This window comes from Streptomyces sp. HM190 (assembly GCF_009857135.1).
Lineage (GTDB): Bacteria > Actinomycetota > Actinomycetes > Streptomycetales > Streptomycetaceae > Streptomyces > Streptomyces heilongjiangensis.
In genome coordinates this window covers 126943-143882 of sequence record NZ_CP047318.1, presented here as the reverse complement: position 1 = coordinate 143882, position 16940 = coordinate 126943, and the positions used below count along the sequence as shown (strand labels likewise).

Genomic DNA, 16940 nt, shown 5'->3' with positions numbered 1-16940 from the left:
GGTCATCCATAAGCCTCCTTTAAGATTGCCGCTTCGTCGGACCAATACGTTTCGACGCCCCTGTAAATGACGTAGGCTTCCGATCTGCCGATGTCGGGCCAGTTGGCGAAGGAACACGGTCGAGTTGTGCCCATCTCCCGTACGTAGCAAGGAGTGCGTCAATGTCTGAACTGAACCGCCGGGGATTACTCACTCGCGCCGGACTCGTCGGGGCCGGTCTGGTCTCGGCGGACTTCTTGGCCGGAGGCGGCACCGCAGTCGCGGCCGGGAAGAGCGCCGGGAAGAGCGCAGGAAAGTGCGCCCCGGCGTTCGACTCCGTCACCGTGCAGCCCGGGGACCCCCGGTACGACGGCTTCATCCGCGCGCACAACACCCGCTTCAGCAACCGGCCGGATCAGGTCACCATCGCGACCTCCTCTGACCAGGTCGCCGAGGCACTCGGCCGCGCCGTCGCGGCCGGCCGGCAGGTCGCCGTCCGCTCCGGCGGCCACTGCCTCGAGAACTTCACGACGTACTCCGGGGTCAAGCACCTCATCGACCTCTCGCAGATGTCGGACGTCTACTACGACGAGCGTCGGCAGGCCTTCGCCGTCGGCCCCGGCGCGATCGTGGCCCCGACGCAGAACACGCTCTTCAAGGGCTGGGGCGTGACCATACCCTCGGCGGGCTGCTCGGAAGTCGGTCTTGGCGGGCACATACTCGGCGGCGGCTACAACTTCTACTCCCGCATCCACGGAATAGCCGTCGACCACCTCGACGCCGTCGAGGTGGTCGTGGTCGGTGCCGACGGACAGCCCCGCACCATCGTGGCCACCAGCCGCCAGGACGACCGCAACCGCGACCTGTGGTGGGCGCACACGGGCGGCGGCGGCGGCAACTTCGGGATCGTCACTCGCTACTGGATGCGCACGCCCGGAGTCGACTCCAGCGACCCCGGCAAGCTGCTGCCCAGTGGCTCGAACCAGCGGGTCCGGAACGTGCAGTGGTCGTGGAACGACCTGTCGCCGCAGTCGTTCAGGACGCTCGTGCGCAACTTCTCCCGGTGGTACGAGCTCAACAGCGCCCCGGGGGCCAAGGAGGTCCAGGTATGGGCCTCGTTCTCCGCCTCGCACCAGGCCGCCGGCGTGATCGGCCTGATGGCCGGTGTCTCCAAGGACGTTCCGGGCGGCGAGGCCCTGCTCGACGGGCTCTTCGAGGCGACTTCCGCCGGATCCGGCGTCTCCGCCGTCTCCGACTCGCGGTACGAACTGCCGTGGCTCGACCGCGACAACTGGTACTGGGGCGCCCCCGGACGCCAGAAGGACAAGACGGCGGACCTCAAGAAGAGCTACACCGACGAGCAACTCGACACGATCTACGCCTACCTGACGGACGACTCCATCAGCAATCCCGGCGCACAGGTGAACCTGGCCGCCCTCGGCGGAAAGATCAACGCGGTACGCTCCGACGCGACCGCCTACGTCCACCGGGACTCGATCCTGCGGGTCTACTTCACTCCCGGGGTGTGGCGCGCGGAGGCCGAGGACGCCGCCCACGTCGCGTGGGTGCGTAAGCTCTACCGCGACGTCTACCGCAACACCGGCGGTGTCCCGGTGCCCGACGCCGCCAACGCCGGGGCGTACATCAACTACCCGGACGTCGACCTCGCCGACCCGGAGTGGAACACTTCAGGCACCCCGTGGCACGGCCTGTACTACGGAGCGAACTACGCACGGCTCCAGCGGGTCAAGTCCGCCTACGACCCTCGTGATGTGTTCCGCCACGCGCTGTCGATCCGGCCCGCCTGATCCGGCATCGGTGCGGTGTGCCCGCTGGACGCCACGCGGCCGGTCGACGGGCACACCGCACCTCCCTCCGCCTCGTTCCGTTGGCCGAAAAGAACCCTTACTTCGGAAGCGGGCGGGCGAATTTTCCTGTGTCCGCTGCCGGACAACGCGACGCGCCGCTTTTCGTTCGGCGGCGAGTTCAGTGGAAGCAGTCGATCCGGGCTGCCCCGACGCCCTGCACCGGACATAAGCGGGTTCACGCGCCACAGAAAGCAGACGAGTATCCCCGGAAGCTCCCCGTGCCGTACTTCCGCCGAACCCCTGCGGCCGCGGCGGCGATCCGACCGACCGAGTGCCCGGGGCCAAGGTAAAGCAGTAACGACAGGGAGATAGGGATGGCTGCCGAAACGTCCGGCGTCGAGAATGTCGCGAGTTTCTACGAGGGCCTCGGCCAGGTTCTCAATATCGCCTGGGGCGAGAACCTGCACTACGGCTATTGGGAGGACGACGCCGACGACAGCACGGTCGAGGTCGCCACGGCCCGGCTCACGGATCTGCTGATCAGTCTGCTCGACCCCGCGCCCGGCGCCGGTGTCCTCGACATCGGCTGCGGCGTCGGCAAGCCCGCTCTCCAGCTCGTGGCGGCCAGGAAGACGCGTGTCACCGGCATCGCGATCAGCGACGTCGAGGTGCAGCAGGCCACCCATCGCGCCGCCGAGGCGGGCCTGTCGGACCTGACCACCTTCCGCAACGCGGACGTACAGGAGCTGCCGTTCGACGACAACTCGTTCGACAGCGCCTGGGCGGTGGAATCCCTGCTCCATGTGCCGGACCGGCATCGCGCGCTCGCCGAGACGGCCAGGGTGCTGCGCCCCGGCGGACGACTCGTGATCGCCGACACCGTCCAGCGCCCGCCGCTGGACGCCGAGGCCCGCGCCGTCCTCGACGAATTCAGCACCGCCTACCACGTGAGTGCCTACGCCACCGCCGACGAGTACCAGGGACTGCTCACCGCGAACGGATTCGTCGACATCGACATCCGTGACATCAGCGACAAGGTGGTCCGCACCGGAATGATCATGGCCGACGCCGTCGAGGCCCGGCGCGACGAGCTGGTCCGGATCGACGGGCCGGAACCGGTCGACCAGTACATCGGCCTCATGCGCCGCGCGGCAGCCAGCCCGGGCATCGGGTACCTGGTCATCGCCGCGACGCTGGACCCCGCGCCCACCTCCTGATCCCGTCCGGCACGCGTCCGCTGCCCGGCACCCCTCCTTCACAAGGGATGCCGGGCGAGCGTGTTGCCGACGCCCGAGCTCCACACCTATAGGGGCCGGCAACCGACCGCGATCAGCGCTGGCCCGCGCCGGGTGTCGTCATCGGTACCCGGACGGGTCGGCGGGCTTGCCCGCCTCCTGGACCTCGACCAAATAACGCCAGCAGTCGGGGCGCGAGCCGTCGAGATCGGTGAAGCCGTACTCCTGAGCAAGCTGCCCGCTGGAGACCGACTGGCCGTTCCAGCGCGCGACATCCGCGTCACCCGCCAGCGCCGCGACCGCGCGCCCCACGTACGCGGGGCTCTCGGAGATGCAGAAGTGCGGCACCTCGGTCAGCGCGTCGCGCCAGTTCTCCTCCGTGACCCCGAGCGTCTCGAGCATCATCTCCGAACGCATCCAGCCCGGCGTGAGCGTCACCGCCGTCCCGCCGTACGACTCCAGCTCATGGGCCAGCACGTACCCCATGCGCAGCACGCTGTTCTTGACCAGGTCGTAGAAGTACGAGTTGCGGTAATGGCTGCCGTTGTACGCGGTCGTACCGTCGGTCATCTCCACCACGAGCCCGCCGGGCCGACGCACCAGCAGAGGCAGGAGGAAGTGGCTGGAGATCGCATGGGTGTCCACGCCGAGCCGCATCAGCCGCAGCCCTGCGTCAAGATCGTGCTCCCACACCTTCTTCTCGAACTCGAACAGCCGCTCACCGCCCCAGACGTCGTTGACCAGTACGTCGAGCCGCCCCTGCTCGGTGTCGACGCGGTCGGCGAGCGCGCGGACCTGCTCCGGCACCAGGTGGTCGGTCGGCACCGCGATCCCGGTTCCGCCAGCCTCTGTGACCAGTTCTGCGGTCTCCTCGATCGTCTCGGACCGGTTGTACTCCGAGCGGCGTTCCCGAGTCGTGCGGCCGGTGACGTAGACCGTCGCACCCGCCGCGCCCAGTTGGACGGCGATGGCTCGTCCGGCCCCCCGCGTGGCACCCGCGACCAGCGCGATCTTCCCCCGAAGGTCCGGAGCCGGCGTGTCGGGCGTGCGTTCCATGAAGGTCCCTCATCTGTTCGTGCGTTCCTGACCCGCGTCCATCCTCGACACGGGCTGTTCCACACCATGATGACGTCTTAACCCGACATCCTCCGTCCTGATTTCCGGCCGTTCCCCGAACGGACCTTGACCCTTGCTCCTGGACACGCGAGACACTGGATCATGAGGATCTGAGAACGGACAGTTCGTGGTCATGAAGAGCGATCCGCCGCAGTTCAAGGCGGACGCGGTCGCGCTGTACCAGTCGCGGCCCGAGGCGACGATCCAGCAGGTCGCTGCCGATCTGGGGATCAACCCCTGGACCTTGCGGAACTGGGTGCGGGCAGCCGGCCGGGGGGACGATGGGCGGAGGCGCCGACCGAGCCGTCGACACCAATGGAGGCGGAGAACGCCGCTCTGCGCAAGAAGATCCGTGAGCTGGAGGAAGAACGCGAGACCCTGCGCAAGGCGGCAAAGTATTCTCGCCGGGGAGAAGCGCCGGTGAACCGCTTCCAGTTCGTTGCCGACCACCGCCGCCGCCACGGCGTGAAGCGGCTGTGCACCATCCTCGATATCGCCCGCTCCAGCTTCTGCTACCGGCGTCGGACGGCCGCAGACCGGGCCGCCCGGCAGGCGGCCGACGCCCGCCTCGCCACCCGGATACGGGCCGTGCACGCGAGTCGGACGGCACCTACGGCGTCGCCAGGATCACCGCCGAGCTACGCGGCTGACGTTGCTGGCGGATGCCCAGGCGGCGCTGGCCAGCACGCTGGACCTGCTGGAGGGATATCGGTGCCGCGTCCCGACGGTCGCACTGGGAAACGCGGGGCGTGTGGGCCGTCGTCCATCGGGGCGTCCGCGATATGGGACGGCCCTCTTGACGCCGAGGCCGACCGGATCGACACTCACTGAGGAAATCCTAGTGAATAGGTAGGGAAACATGAGGCGCCTGGAACTGGTCACCGCACGCGTGAGCCGTTCGCCTCTTCTGACCTCCCGCCGTCACATCGATCTGCTGCGTGTCTGCAGCGCGATCAGCGCTCAGGACTGAGCCGCGCGCATCCCGTGCCGCAAGCGCCCCGTCAGCGAGGACTCATGCGTCCGGCGCCCACGGATGCCCTCTGCTTCCTCGCCCCACGTTGCTTCCGCCACGCGTACGTCCGTACGCCCGCTCTCGGGGAGAGCCATGACTGTCACGCCGTTGGCCGCCCGCGCCTCCGACCGACCCGCGCCCGCCTTCCGGGGCCGGATCGGCCGGGACGCGCGCAGCGGGCACTACGCCGTTCCTGGCCGCTACCACCTCCATCTGTCGACCGCCTGCCCCGGTGGCCTGCGCATCGCCGTCGCCCACAGCCTGCTCGACCTGGACACTCTCTGTCCGGTGACCTTCCTGCCCGCGGTCCCCGACTGCCCCGAGGGCGGGCACTGCGTCTTGCGTCCGTTGTACGAGGCCAGCGCGTACCGGTACGCCGGGCCGGCCGTCGCTCCGGTGCTCAGCGACGGCTGGTCAGGACGGATCGTCAGCACCCATGCCCCGGACATCATGCGTGACCTCGCGTGCCGGTTCGGTGCCGACCGCCTCTCGCTCTACCCGTGCGGAGCGGAGTCGGACATCGACGCGGTCGAGCGGATGTGCGCGCAGGGCATCGAACAGGCCGCGCAGCGCGCCGGATCGGCCGGTCTCGAGCCGTTGGAACGTGACAGGGCACTGAGCACGCTACTTGAGACACTCGGCGCACTGGAGCGATGGCTCGTCAACCGCACGTACCTGATCCGCGACGAAATCACCGCCGCGGACGTGGAGTTGTGGGTCACCCTGGTCCAGCTCGACACCGTGCACCGCAACCACCTGGACGCCGCCGCGGTCCAGCGCATCGCCGACCACCCCACCCTCTGGTCCTACGCCCGATGCCTGACCGTCCACCCCGCCTTCGGCGCCCACCTCGACCTCGGCGGCATCGCACGCCGTCACCACGCTGGCTGCCGGGGCCTGGAGGCCGCCGGAGCAGCCGTCCGCATTCTGGACTGGACGGCACACACCACCCGTTAGCCGTTCCACCTGGTGGACCGGCGTTGACATTCGTTCGGGCAATTGTCTTAACTGCAGCCCAGAACGGTCATGAGTGTCAGCGACAAGCCCTGGCTTGCTGACCGGCAACCCTCGCGTCGCGGTGGGGTGCCCCAGGTGACGACCGGACCGAAGACGCTTCGGTAAGCGCGAGGCCCACGGGGCCAGAACAGAGATGGTGACGCCATGTACGCAGCTCACAGGACGGCCACGCGCCGCCCGCAGAGCCGTGTACAGCCGTACCCGAACCCTCTCGTCACCGATCGCGCCGTCGATCTGCTTCGTGTGAACAGCGCGCTGTGTACCGCACCGGGCTGTGCCCGCTGCCGGGGCTGACACTTCCCCGCATCTCCCCGCATTCCCTGACCCACACCGCGCTTGCGGTGTGCCGTTACCCTCCCGCCCCCGGTACCTCGCCGTCGTGTGCGTCCCCGCATGCCGCCGCGCTTCCGGGGCGCTCCCACACAGCCGGAGCCGACCATGAGTGAACCCCCTGGCGCCACCGTCACCCTCCCCGAGGCGCCGACCGCCGACGAACCACCGAAACCGCTCACCGCCCAGCGAGTTCTCCCGCTCCGACGACCAGGGCGCTGGCTTGCCACCGCGGTCATGGTGGTCCTGGTCGCCCAGTTCGTGCACGGACTAATCTCCAACCCCTTCTACCAGTGGGACCGCTGGGGCTACTGGTTCCTGCGCCCCACCATCCTCGACGGCCTGCTGATCACCCTCGAAGTCACCGCCTACAGCGCGGTGCTGGGCCTGATCGGCGGCACCCTGATCGCCGTGGCCCGGCTGTCGAAGAGCCCCGTGCTGCGCGCTGTCAGCTGGACCTATGTCTGGGCGTTCCGTTCCATCCCGCTCATCGTGGTGCTGATCTTCCTTTACAACTTCAGTGCCCTCTACAAGACGTTGAGCGTCGGCATCCCCTTCGGCCCGGCCTTCTTCTCCTTCGATGAGTCGAGACTCGCCACCGACATGGTCGTCGCCGTCGTCGGCCTCAGCCTCAACGAGGCTGCCTATGCGGCAGAGGTGGTGCGCGGCGGCATCCTCTCCGTCGACCAGGGCCAGCACGAGGCCGCCGCCGCCCTCGGCCTGCCCAAGGGCTACCAGTTCCGGAAGATCGTCTTTCCGCAGGCGCTGCGCTCCATCATCCCCAACTACGTCAACCAGCTCATCGGCCTGATCAAGGGCACGTCACTGGTCTTCTACGTCTCCCTGCTCGACCTCTTCGGCTCCGCGCAGACCATGGGTTCCACCTACCCCGGCGACATCGTGCCGCTGCTGCTGGTCGTCACCGTCTGGTATCTCATCCTGACCAGCGTCGTTTCCGTCGTCCAGTTCTATGTCGAGCGGTACTACGCCCGCGGCGCCACCCGCAGCCTGCCGCCGACGCCACTGCAGAAGCTCCGCACCGGTCTCACCGTCCTGCGGGCCCGCATCCGCCGGGAGGCCGCCGTATGACCGCCAAGACCGCCGAGGCCCTGGCGGACGTCGTAGCCGCCACCGTCGAGGTCCATGACGTGCACAAGTGGTACGGAACCCACCGGGTCCTGGACGGCGTCGACCTGACCGTCCGCCCCGGCGAGGTCACGGTCATCCTCGGCCCTTCCGGCTCCGGCAAGTCCACCCTGCTGCGGGTCATCAACCACCTGGAGAAGCCCGAGATCGGCTATGTCAGCATCAACGGCGAACCGATCGGCGTGAAGCGGCATGGCGATCGGCTGAAGGAACTGAGCGAGCGTGCGATCCTCACCCAGCGCGGGCGCATCGGCTTCGTCTTCCAGAACTTCAACCTCTTCCCACACCTGACCGTCCTGGACAACGTGGCCACCGCCCCGGTCGCCACCGGCCGGCTCGGCAGGAACGAGGCACAGGCACTCGCCCATGAACTCCTCGGCCGTGTCGGCCTCGCCGACAAGACCGGCGCCTACCCGCGCCAACTCTCCGGCGGCCAGCAGCAGCGCGTCGCCATAGCCCGCGCCCTCGCCCTGCGCCCCGGAGTCATCCTCTTCGACGAGCCCACATCCGCCCTGGACCCCGAACTGGTCGGCGAAGTCCTGGCCGTCATTCGGGACTTGGCCTCCAGCGGCACCACCCTCGTCATCGTCACCCACGAGATCGGCTTCGCCCGCGAGATCGCCGACCGGGTCGTTTTCATCGACAACGGCAAGATCATCGAGCAGGGCCCGCCCTCAGAGGTCCTCGACAACCCCCAGCACGAGCGGACCAGGGACTTCCTCGGCAAGGTCCTCTGACCCGCCCCACCCCTGTGACCTCCCCCCACGATCACCCTCATCACCCTTTCAGCGACAAGGAACGGCCATGTCCACCCACATCACCCGACGCAGCCTGATACGCGGCATCACCGCGGCGACCGCCGTCGCCTCCCTGGTCACCGGGCTCGCCGCCTGCGGTGGCAACAGCGACGCGGCAACATCCATCGACAGCGCCGCCACGTCCGGCGAGGTCGTCATCGGCCAGGTCTCCAACGGCGCGGCCAAGCAGACCTCCATCAAGGTCTCCGAGGTCAAGTCCATCAGCGCCGAACTGCCCGCCGCCCTCAAGAAGAGCGGCAAGCTGGAGATCGGCGTCGGCGCCCTGCCAGCCGGCTTCCCGCCGCTGGCCTACGTGGGCAGCGACCAGAAGACCCTCACCGGCGCGGAGCCCGACTTCGGCCGCCTGGTCGCCGCAGTCCTCGGCCTGCAGCCCGAGGTGAAGAACTCCACCTGGGAGAACCTCTTCGTCGGCATCGACAGCGGCAAGGTCGACGTGGCCTTCTCCAACGTCACCGACACCGAGGAGCGCAAGAAGAAGTACGAGTTCGCCTCCTACCGGCAGGACAACCTCGCCTTCACCGTGCCGAAGAAGAGCACCTGGAACTTCGACGGCAACTACGAGAACCTCGCCGGCAAGACCGTCTCCGTCGGCTCCGGCACCAACCAGGAGAAGATCCTCCTGGAGTGGAAGGCGAAGCTGGCCAAGGAGGGCAAGAGCCTCACCGTCAAGTACTTCCAGGACAGCAACAGCGTCTACCTCGCCCTGTCCAGCGGCAAGATCGACGCGTACTTCGGCCCCAACCCCGGCATCGCCTACCACAATCGGCAAACCGCGAACACGCCCAACGCCACCCGCACCGCCGGCACCTACTCCGGCGCCGGCGAGAGCCTGCAGGGCCTGATCGCGGCCACCGCGAAGAAGGACAGCGGCCTGGCGAAGCCGCTCGCCGACGCCATCAACTACCTGATCAAGAACGGTCAGTACGCCGAGTGGCTCAAGGCCTACAACCTCTCGAACGAGGCCGTGGCCACGTCCGAGGTCAACCCGCCCGGGCTGCCACTGGACAACTCCTGACCAACGCGTACCGGGGATTCCACCGCCACCTCGCGGTGGAATCCCCGGGCGCCGGACACCCGAGCCGCACACCGGAGACCGCCACACCATGTCCGTGACCAGCATCGACGCCCTCTCCTCGCACATCCTGGACAACCCCGCCTGGGCCGCGCTCACCGGCCCCCACGCCCGCTTCGCCGAACGCCACGGCCGCGCAGTCCGCTACCAGCAGGACGTGGCTCCGTTCCACGCCCTCTCCGACGAGGACGACCCGCGTGCCTGGGCCGACCTCGCCGCACTCGTCGGCCCAGGCGGCACCGCCGCGGTACAGGGCGTCACCGAGGCGGCGGCGGGCTGGGAGGTCGTGCGAACCGGACACGGTGTCCAACTCGTGGACACCTCCCTCCGGGCCGAACACGACCCCGGGGCCGTACGGCTCGGACCCGACGACGTGCCCGAGATCCTCGACCTGATCGCCCGCACCGAGCCGGGCCCCTATCTGCCCCGAACCGTCGAACTGGGTACCTACCTCGGCATCCGCCACCAGGGCCGGCTGATCGCCCTGGCCGGCGAGCGGCTGCACCCACCAGGCTGGACGGAGATCAGCGCCGTGTGCACCGACCCCGCCCACCGCGGCCGGGGTCTGGCCACCCGCCTGGTCCGCGCGGTCGCCGCCGGCGTCAGGGAACGCGGCGAACGCCCCTTCCTGCACGCCGCAGCCACCAACACGAACGCGATCCGGCTGTACGAATCGATCGGCTTCACCGTGCGCCGCCACACCGCCTTCTCGCTCGTCCAGCACACCGGCGTCGCCGCTCTGGAAGAAACGGCATAGCCGCCGCGTTGCCGGTGTCCGCCCGGACAGAGGTGCGACACGTGACACGTGTACTCCGTGCTGTCCGCCTCCACTCCCGGTCCCACATCGACCTCCAGCGCGTGGCCGGCTCCCTCTGTAGCCCCTGACCTCGTTTCCCCAGCCGCCGAAAGCCCGATTTCCCGCGGGCCGGCGATCTCGTACGCACCTTCAGGAAGGCACCCCCGTGTCCTCAACTCCCGCTTCCCATCTGCACCTTGCCGTGGCTCTGGACGGCACCGGCTGGCACCCCGCCTCCTGGCGCGAGCCGGTGGCCCGCCCGCGCGACCTGTTCACTGCCGGATACTGGGCCGATCTGGTCACCGAGGCCGAGCGCGGTCTGCTCGACTTCGTGACCATCGAGGACGGCCTCGGCCTTCAGTCCTCCCACTTCCTGGACCCGGACGAGCGCACCGACCAGGTACGCGGCCGCCTGGACGCCGTCCTCATCGCGTCCCGCGTCGCACCGCTGACCCGGCACATAGGTCTGGTGCCGACGGTGGTGGCCACGCACACGGAGCCGTTCCACATCTCCAAGGCGATCGCCACCCTCGACTACGTCAGCGCCGGCCGCGCCGGCCTGCGCGTGCAGATCACGGCCCGCCCGAACGAGGCCGCGCACTTCGGCCGCCGCAGCGTCCCGCGCATCGAGGCCTACGACCACCCGGACACCTGGGAGCCGGTGGCCGACCTCTTCGACGAGGCCGCCGACTACGTGGAGGTCGTGCGCCGCCTGTGGGACAGCTGGGAGGACGACGCCGAGATCCGGGACGCCGCCACCGGCCGCTTCATCGACCGGGACAAGCTGCACCACATCGACTTCGAGGGCAGGCACTTCAGCGTCACAGGCCCCAGCATCACGCCCCGCCCGCCGCAGGGCCAGCCGATCGTCAGCGCCCTCGCCCACGGCACCGTCCCGTACCGGCTGGTGGCCCGCGCCGCCGACATCGGGTACGTCACCCCGCACGACGCCGACGAGGCCCGCGCCGTCGTCGCCCGGATCCGCGCCGAGCAGAACGCGGCGGGGCGAGCCGCCGACCCCCTCCATGTCTTCGGCGACCTGGTCGTCTTCCTCGACGACGACCCGGCCGCCGCGACCGCCCGCCGGGAACGGCTCGACGCGCTCGCGGGACAGCCGTACACGAGTGATGCCCGCATCTTCACCGGCACGCCCGCCCAACTCGCCGATCTGCTGCATGAGTTGCACAGCGTCGGGCTGACCGGCTTCCGGCTGCGTCCCGCCGTCGCCGGCCACGACCTCCCGGCGATCACCCGGGGGCTGGTCCCCGAACTGCAGCGCCGGGGCGCCTTCCGCCGCGCCTACGAGGCCGGCACCCTGCGCGGCCTGCTGGGGCTGGCCCGCCCCGCCAACCGCTACGCCGCCACCACCGTCTGAACCGGAAGGATCCCCGACCGATGACCAAGCCTTTGAAGCAGATCCATCTGGCCGCGCACTTCCCGGGCGTCAACAACACCACCGTGTGGAGCGACCCGAAGGCCGGCAGTCACATCGAGTTCAGCTCCTTCGTCCACTTCGCGCAGACCGCCGAACGCGCGAAGTTCGACTTCCTGTTCCTCGCCGAGGGACTCCGGCTGCGCGAACAGGGCGGGAAGATCTACGACCTGGACGTGGTCGGCCGCCCCGACACCTTCACCGTGCTCGCCGCGCTCGCCGCCGTCACCGAGCACCTCGGCCTGACCGGCACCATCAACTCCACCTTCAACGAGCCCTACGAGGTGGCCCGCCAGTTCGCCAGTCTCGACCACCTCTCCGGCGGACGCTCCGCCTGGAACGTCGTCACCTCCTGGGACGCCTTCACCGGCGAGAACTTCCGCCGCGGCGGCTTCCTGCCGCAGGAGGAGCGCTACTCCCGCGCCAAGGAGTTCCTGGCCACGGCGAACGAGCTCTTCGACTCCTGGCACGGCGACGAGATCCTCGCCGACCAGGAGACCGGCACCTTCCTGCGCCACGCCAAGGCCGGAGCCTTCGTCCACACCGGACAGCACTTCGACATCCACGGGCAGTTCAACGTGCCGCGCTCCCCGCAGGGCCGCCCGGTGATCTTCCAGGCCGGCGACTCCGAGGAAGGCCGCGAGTTCGCCGCCTCCGAAGCCGACGCGATCTTCAGCCGGCACGCCACCCTCGAAGCCGGCCAGGCCTTCTACACGGACGTCAAGAACCGCCTCGCCAAGTACGGTCGCAGGCAGGACCAACTGCTGATCCTGCCCGCCGCCTCCTTCGCCCTCGCCGACACCGACGCCGAGGCGGAGGAACTGGCCAAGCTGGTACGCCGCCGGCAGGTCAGCGGGGCCACCGCCCTCAAGCATCTGGAGTTCGTCTGGAACCGGGACCTGTCCTCCTACGACCCGGACGGGCCACTCCCCGACATCGACCCCGATGTCAGCGACCACCACATCTCCCAGGGCCGCGCCCAGGTCCGCATGTACCGCGACCCGCTGGCCACCGCCCGCGAGTGGCGCGAGCTGGCCGAGGCGAACAACTGGTCCATCCGCGACCTGGTCATCAACACCGGCAACCGCCAGAACTTCGTCGGCTCCCCGGCCACCATCGCCAAGACCATCAACGACCACGTCCAGGCCGACGCCAGTGACGGCTTCATTCTCGTCCCGCACATCACCCCGACCGGCCTCGACGACTTCGCAGACAAGGTTGTCCCGTTGCTGCAGGAACAGGGCGTCTTCCGCACCGACTACGAGGGCCCGACGCTCCGGCACCACCTCGGCCTCGCCCACCCGGACGAGGCGTCCGAAAAGCGGGCGGCGTCGTGAAGTTCCTCGCCATCACCCTGATCGTGCACCGGCCGGATCCGATCACCGGGGTGCACAAGCCGACCCATGACCGGTTCCGCGAGGTCCTTGACAACGCCCTGCTCGCCGAGGAACTCGGCTTCGACGGCTTCGGCGTGGGGGAGCGCCACGAGCGGCCGTTCATCTCCTCCTCGCCCACCGTCGTCCTCAGCCACATCGCGGCACTGACCCGACGCATCCGGCTGTTCACGGCCGTGACCACGCTCAGCCTGCTGGACCCGGTCCGCGCGTACGAGGACTACGCCACCCTCGACCATCTGTCGGGCGGCCGCCTCGACCTGATCATCGGCAAGGGCAACGGCTCCGCCCAGCGCGAGCTGTTCCACGTCACGTCCGAGGACCAGTGGGACCGCAACGCCGAGAGCTACGAGGTCTTCCGGAAGATCTGGCGGCAGGACAAGGTCACCGCCGACACCCGCTTCCGTCCCCCGCTGACCGACGCCGAGGTGTGGCCGCGGCCGTACCAGCAGCCGGTCCGGGTCTGGCACGGCAGCGCCACCAGCAAGGAGTCCGTCGATCTCGCCGCCCGCCACGGCGATCCGCTGTTCTCCGCGAACGTCAGCAACCCCATCGAGCCGTATGCCGAGTTGATCCGCTACTACCGCGAGCGCTGGGAGTTCTACGGCCGTGACCCGGCCCACATCGCGGTCGGCGCCGGGACGGCCGGCATCTACGTGGCCCCCACCTCCCAGGAGGCGCTGGCCGCGTACCGGCCGATCTTCGAGTCCAACCTGGCTTTCTTCAGGAAGGCTGGCCTGCCGCTGGTCTTCGAGACTCTGGCGGACTTCGTCGAACGCAGCTCCGCCCTGATCGGCAGCCCACAGCAGGTCATCGACAAGGTGCACCGCTACCACGAACAGTTCGGCCACACCGTGGTGCACCTGCATGCCGACGCGAACGGGCTGACGGAATCCCAGCACCGGGCCTCGCTCGAACTGTTCCAGTCCGAGGCCGCCCCCGTGCTGCGTCGGGAGATCCCGGATCCGCCATTCGCCTGGGGCCCCGTGCTTCCGGCATCACCACTCGCTCAGGAGTCCATCCGTGTCTGACATTCCCCTCGGCGTCCTCGACCTGGTCCCTATTTCCTCCGGCTCGACGGCAGCCGATGCCCTACGCAACTCCATCGACCTCGCTCAGCAGGCCGAGCGTTTCGGGTATGCCCGCTACTGGTTCGCGGAACACCACCTCAATCCCGGCGTGGCCGGAACGTCACCCGCCGTCGTCCTGGCGCTGACCGCCTCCGCCACCTCCACCATCCGGCTCGGCTCCGGGGCCGTGCAGCTCGGGCACCGGACGGCGCTGTCCACCGTGGAGGAGTTCGGCCTGCTCGACACCCTGCACCCGGGCCGCTTCGATCTGGGCCTGGGCCGCTCGGGAGGCCGCCCGCCGGGACAGCCGTCCGCACCGTCCACCACAGCGCCCCCGGTCGTCGACGGCCGCACCCCGAACGGCCTGCTGATCCCACCCCGCTTCTCCTTCGAGCATCTACTCGGCTCACCCCGCATCGCGCTGCAGCGCAGGCTGCTCCTGCTGCCCGGCGCCGAGTCACAGGACTACGCCGAGCAGATCGGCGACATCCTTGCCCTGCTGGCCGGCACCTACCGCTCGCCGGAAGGCGTCGAAGCTCACGTCGTGCCGGGGGAGGGCGCCGATGTGGAGGTGTGGATCCTGGGCAGCAGCGGTGGCCAGAGCGCCGAGGTGGCCGGCGGCAACGGCCTGCGGTTCGCGGCCAACTATCACGTCAGCCCGGCCACGGTCCTGGAGGCGGTGGAGGGCTACCGGTCTTTCTTCCAGCCCTCCGAGTTCCTCGACAAGCCGTACGTCAGCGTCTCGGCGGACGTCGTCGTCGCCGAGGACGACGCAACGGCCCGGGAGCTCGCCACCGGTTACGGCCCGTGGGTGCGCAGCATCCGCACCGCCGAGGGCGCCATCGAGTTCCCGACGCCGCAGGAGGCGCGCGCCCACCCATGGACCGACGAGGACCGCGCCCTCGTCCGGGACCGCCTCGACACCCAGTTCGTCGGCTCGCCGGGCCGGGTCGCCGACCAGTTGCTGCAACTGCAGGAGGCCACGGGCGCAGACGAGTTGCTCATCACGACGATCACCCACGACCACGCGGACCGGGTCCGCTCGTACGAACTGCTCGCGGAGGAATGGCGCCGACGAGGGCTCTCCTTCCAGCCGAGATGATGCTCGGCGTTCCGATGACAAGGTGTTCGAGGCACCGACCCACGCGCCGACTCGGCCGAGCAGCCCCGCAACGCCGAACGGCAACGGTCAGCCTGGTGGGAGGGCACGGAGGAGCAGAGCCAGTGGCTGATCGTTGGCTCTGTACCGCCGCGTCGACGAGGACGTGCTCGCGGTCCCACGGCTCGTACTCCCGATCCGCGATCTACTGCCATTCGAGCAGCGGCAGACCGGGAAAGCCGACCGCCCGCGAGGTCACCCAGCGCCGGTGCTCGGCCGGATCCGAGCATCACCTCCGCCTCGGCGACGGGCACACACGTCCCGTTGACCGTGTCCCGCCAGGCGCCGCGTGTCACGCTCAACGGATGACCGATTCCGCGATCACGGTCAGCCCCTGCCGAAGGTGTTCCTCAGCCAGGGCGTATCTGACGGCGTGGCCCGCGGGGCCAACCTGGTACCCGGCGGAGGCGGAACGGACGCGATCGCATGCTCGATGGGGTCGACCCGCACAAGGGCCACAGCGATCCGGGCAGCCCGGATACGGGTGAGGGTGGACTTGCCGGTGCAGGGTGTGTCGCTCATGAAGACGACTACGCGGTCGTTCGTCCGCCGGCCGTCGCGAAGAGTCCTCGTACCGCCCGTGCGTTGCGCACGAACAGCTCGTGCAGATCGCGGACGGCTCGCGGGACGGAACCGGAGTGCCGGCGCTGCAGGATCAGCAGCACGTCGGCCGCGTCCCCGGCCAGCGGCCGTACGGTGATCGTGCCCCGCCGTTCCAGGGGATCGCCGATGACACTGAAGTCGGGCAGCACCGTGGCTCCCAGTCCCTCGGCGACCATCAGCTTGCCCATCTCGGCGCCGTCGGTGGAGTACGAGAAGGACGGCGTACGGCCGCCCAGCAGACGGTGGACAAAGCGGTGCATGACATAGCCGGACCGCATCACGACCAGCGGCTCGGCCAGGAGGCTGTCCACGTCCACCGCGTCCAGGGCCGCGAGCGGACTGTCCGGGCGCACGCACACCACCGGCCGGCCCCGCAGGAGTTCGGTGGTCTCGAAGCCGGGTGGCATGTCGTCGCCTCCGAGGTAGTTCACCAGCCCCAGGTCGAACGCGCCCTCCAGCAGCCCGCGGTGGATCTCGGACTGCTGTGCGCCGACCAACTCGACCTGGGTGGCCGGGTGCGAGGCCCGGAACTCCCGCACCGTGGGTATGACCAGCGGGACGGTGGCCGTGTTGACCGTGCCGAGGCGGACCATGCGGCTGATGCGGTGCTGGTCGCCGGCCGCGCCACGCAGCCGGTCGACCGCATCCAGCACGGTCATGATGTGCGGCAGCAGTTCCCGGCCCTCGTCGCTGATCTTCGCCCCGGAACGCTTCCGCTCCAGCAGGTCCACGCCGAGTTCGCGCTCCAGGTTGCGTACGGTCTCGCTGAGCGCGGGCTGGGACAGGTGCAGTTCTTCTGCGGCGCGCCGCAGCGACCCCAACCGCGTGACGGCGGCGATGTATTCGAGCTGTTCGATACGCACGGCAAGGAGACTGCCGTTCACCGCGCGCCGCGTTCAAGGGAATCCCTGTCACAACCTCGTGAATACCGACTCTCAGCATGTGAAATGACA

15 protein-coding genes and 1 riboswitch are annotated in these 16940 nt (G+C 69.2%); of the genes, 13 read left to right on the top strand and 2 right to left on the bottom strand.

The genetic code is table 11. The annotated features are described in order from the left end of the window. Window positions 1–161 precede the first annotated feature (161 nt). Together GSY65_RS00520 and GSY65_RS00515 are read left to right on the top strand one after the other, a co-directional pair. Window positions 162–1787 carry an FAD-binding oxidoreductase gene (locus GSY65_RS00520; RefSeq protein ID WP_159765210.1) on the top strand — a complete coding sequence of 542 codons (1626 nt, stop codon included), beginning with the start codon at window positions 162–164 and terminating at the stop codon, window positions 1785–1787. A gap of 374 nt (window positions 1788–2161) precedes the next feature. After that, a complete protein-coding gene (locus GSY65_RS00515; RefSeq protein ID WP_159765208.1) occupies window positions 2162–3004 on the top strand; it encodes a methyltransferase domain-containing protein in 843 nt (280 codons plus the stop codon). 138 nt (window positions 3005–3142) lie between these two features. Here GSY65_RS00515 and GSY65_RS00510 read toward each other — a convergent pair whose 3' ends face one another. Beyond that, window positions 3143–4078 carry an SDR family oxidoreductase gene (locus GSY65_RS00510; protein ID WP_159765206.1) on the bottom strand — a complete coding sequence of 312 codons (936 nt, stop codon included), beginning with the start codon at window positions 4076–4078 and terminating at the stop codon, window positions 3143–3145. A gap of 193 nt (window positions 4079–4271) precedes the next feature. On the opposite strand from GSY65_RS00510, the gene GSY65_RS34610 reads away from it, so the two are divergent. The 11 genes from GSY65_RS34610 (at window position 4272) to GSY65_RS00460 (ending at window position 15327) form a co-directional block, all read left to right on the top strand. After that, entirely contained in the window at window positions 4272–4562 is a 291-nt protein-coding gene (locus GSY65_RS34610; RefSeq protein ID WP_159765204.1) for a transposase, read from the top strand. A 435-nt stretch (window positions 4563–4997) separates the two neighbouring features. After that, window positions 4998–5108 (top strand): putative leader peptide, encoded by a 111-nt coding sequence (locus GSY65_RS34425; RefSeq protein WP_328707473.1) that lies wholly within the window; start codon window positions 4998–5000, stop codon window positions 5106–5108. A gap of 135 nt (window positions 5109–5243) precedes the next feature. Beyond that, window positions 5244–6107, top strand: coding sequence for a glutathione S-transferase C-terminal domain-containing protein (locus GSY65_RS00500; protein WP_159765202.1), 864 nt, complete (start codon window positions 5244–5246; stop codon window positions 6105–6107). A gap of 65 nt (window positions 6108–6172) precedes the next feature. After that, a riboswitch (SAM riboswitch) is annotated at window positions 6173–6281 on the top strand. A gap of 324 nt (window positions 6282–6605) precedes the next feature. Beyond that, entirely contained in the window at window positions 6606–7586 is a 981-nt protein-coding gene (locus tag GSY65_RS00495) for an amino acid ABC transporter permease (protein ID WP_159765200.1), read from the top strand. Beyond that, window positions 7583–8380: an amino acid ABC transporter ATP-binding protein gene (locus GSY65_RS00490; RefSeq protein WP_159765198.1), complete on the top strand. Its 798-nt coding sequence runs from the start codon at window positions 7583–7585 to the stop codon at window positions 8378–8380. Before GSY65_RS00495 ends, GSY65_RS00490 begins: the two co-directional genes overlap by 4 nt. Window positions 8381–8447: 67 nt before the next feature. Then, window positions 8448–9476: a transporter substrate-binding domain-containing protein gene (locus GSY65_RS00485; RefSeq protein WP_159765196.1), complete on the top strand. Its 1029-nt coding sequence runs from the start codon at window positions 8448–8450 to the stop codon at window positions 9474–9476. Window positions 9477–9564: 88 nt separating this feature from the next. After that, complete coding sequence (locus GSY65_RS00480) at window positions 9565–10290, top strand: GNAT family N-acetyltransferase (RefSeq protein WP_159765194.1); 726 nt, start codon at window positions 9565–9567, stop codon at window positions 10288–10290. 205 nt (window positions 10291–10495) lie between these two features. Beyond that, complete coding sequence (locus GSY65_RS00475) at window positions 10496–11704, top strand: LLM class flavin-dependent oxidoreductase (RefSeq protein WP_159765192.1); 1209 nt, start codon at window positions 10496–10498, stop codon at window positions 11702–11704. Window positions 11705–11724: 20 nt separating this feature from the next. After that, window positions 11725–13098, top strand: coding sequence for an NtaA/DmoA family FMN-dependent monooxygenase (locus tag GSY65_RS00470; RefSeq protein ID WP_159765190.1), 1374 nt, complete (start codon window positions 11725–11727; stop codon window positions 13096–13098). Continuing rightward, entirely contained in the window at window positions 13095–14186 is a 1092-nt protein-coding gene (locus GSY65_RS00465) for an LLM class flavin-dependent oxidoreductase (protein WP_159765188.1), read from the top strand. Before GSY65_RS00470 ends, GSY65_RS00465 begins: the two co-directional genes overlap by 4 nt. Then, window positions 14179–15327: an LLM class flavin-dependent oxidoreductase gene (locus GSY65_RS00460; protein ID WP_159765186.1), complete on the top strand. Its 1149-nt coding sequence runs from the start codon at window positions 14179–14181 to the stop codon at window positions 15325–15327. The genes GSY65_RS00465 and GSY65_RS00460 overlap by 8 nt, the downstream gene beginning before the upstream one ends. Before the next feature lie 587 nt (window positions 15328–15914). Here the strand turns inward: GSY65_RS00460 and GSY65_RS00455 are convergent. Next, complete coding sequence (locus tag GSY65_RS00455) at window positions 15915–16850, bottom strand: LysR family transcriptional regulator (protein WP_159765184.1); 936 nt, start codon at window positions 16848–16850, stop codon at window positions 15915–15917. Between the last annotated feature and the right edge of the window lie 90 nt (window positions 16851–16940).

What these genes read in the sequence shown, in the direction of transcription:
- GSY65_RS00485 (WP_159765196.1), top strand. Translation starts at nt 8,448, where the DNA reads ATGTCCACCCACATCACCCGACGCAGCCTGATACGCGGCATCACCGCG.
- GSY65_RS00500 (WP_159765202.1), top strand. Translation starts at nt 5,244, where the DNA reads ATGACTGTCACGCCGTTGGCCGCCCGCGCCTCCGACCGACCCGCGCCC.
- GSY65_RS00510 (WP_159765206.1), bottom strand. Translation starts at nt 4,078, where the DNA reads ATGGAACGCACGCCCGACACGCCGGCTCCGGACCTTCGGGGGAAGATC.
- GSY65_RS00495 (WP_159765200.1), top strand. Translation starts at nt 6,606, where the DNA reads ATGAGTGAACCCCCTGGCGCCACCGTCACCCTCCCCGAGGCGCCGACC.
- GSY65_RS00520 (WP_159765210.1), top strand. Translation starts at nt 162, where the DNA reads ATGTCTGAACTGAACCGCCGGGGATTACTCACTCGCGCCGGACTCGTC.
- GSY65_RS00470 (WP_159765190.1), top strand. Translation starts at nt 11,725, where the DNA reads ATGACCAAGCCTTTGAAGCAGATCCATCTGGCCGCGCACTTCCCGGGC.
- GSY65_RS34610 (WP_159765204.1), top strand. Translation starts at nt 4,272, where the DNA reads ATGAAGAGCGATCCGCCGCAGTTCAAGGCGGACGCGGTCGCGCTGTAC.
- GSY65_RS00515 (WP_159765208.1), top strand. Translation starts at nt 2,162, where the DNA reads ATGGCTGCCGAAACGTCCGGCGTCGAGAATGTCGCGAGTTTCTACGAG.
- GSY65_RS00480 (WP_159765194.1), top strand. Translation starts at nt 9,565, where the DNA reads ATGTCCGTGACCAGCATCGACGCCCTCTCCTCGCACATCCTGGACAAC.
- GSY65_RS34425 (WP_328707473.1), top strand. Translation starts at nt 4,998, where the DNA reads ATGAGGCGCCTGGAACTGGTCACCGCACGCGTGAGCCGTTCGCCTCTT.
- GSY65_RS00490 (WP_159765198.1), top strand. Translation starts at nt 7,583, where the DNA reads ATGACCGCCAAGACCGCCGAGGCCCTGGCGGACGTCGTAGCCGCCACC.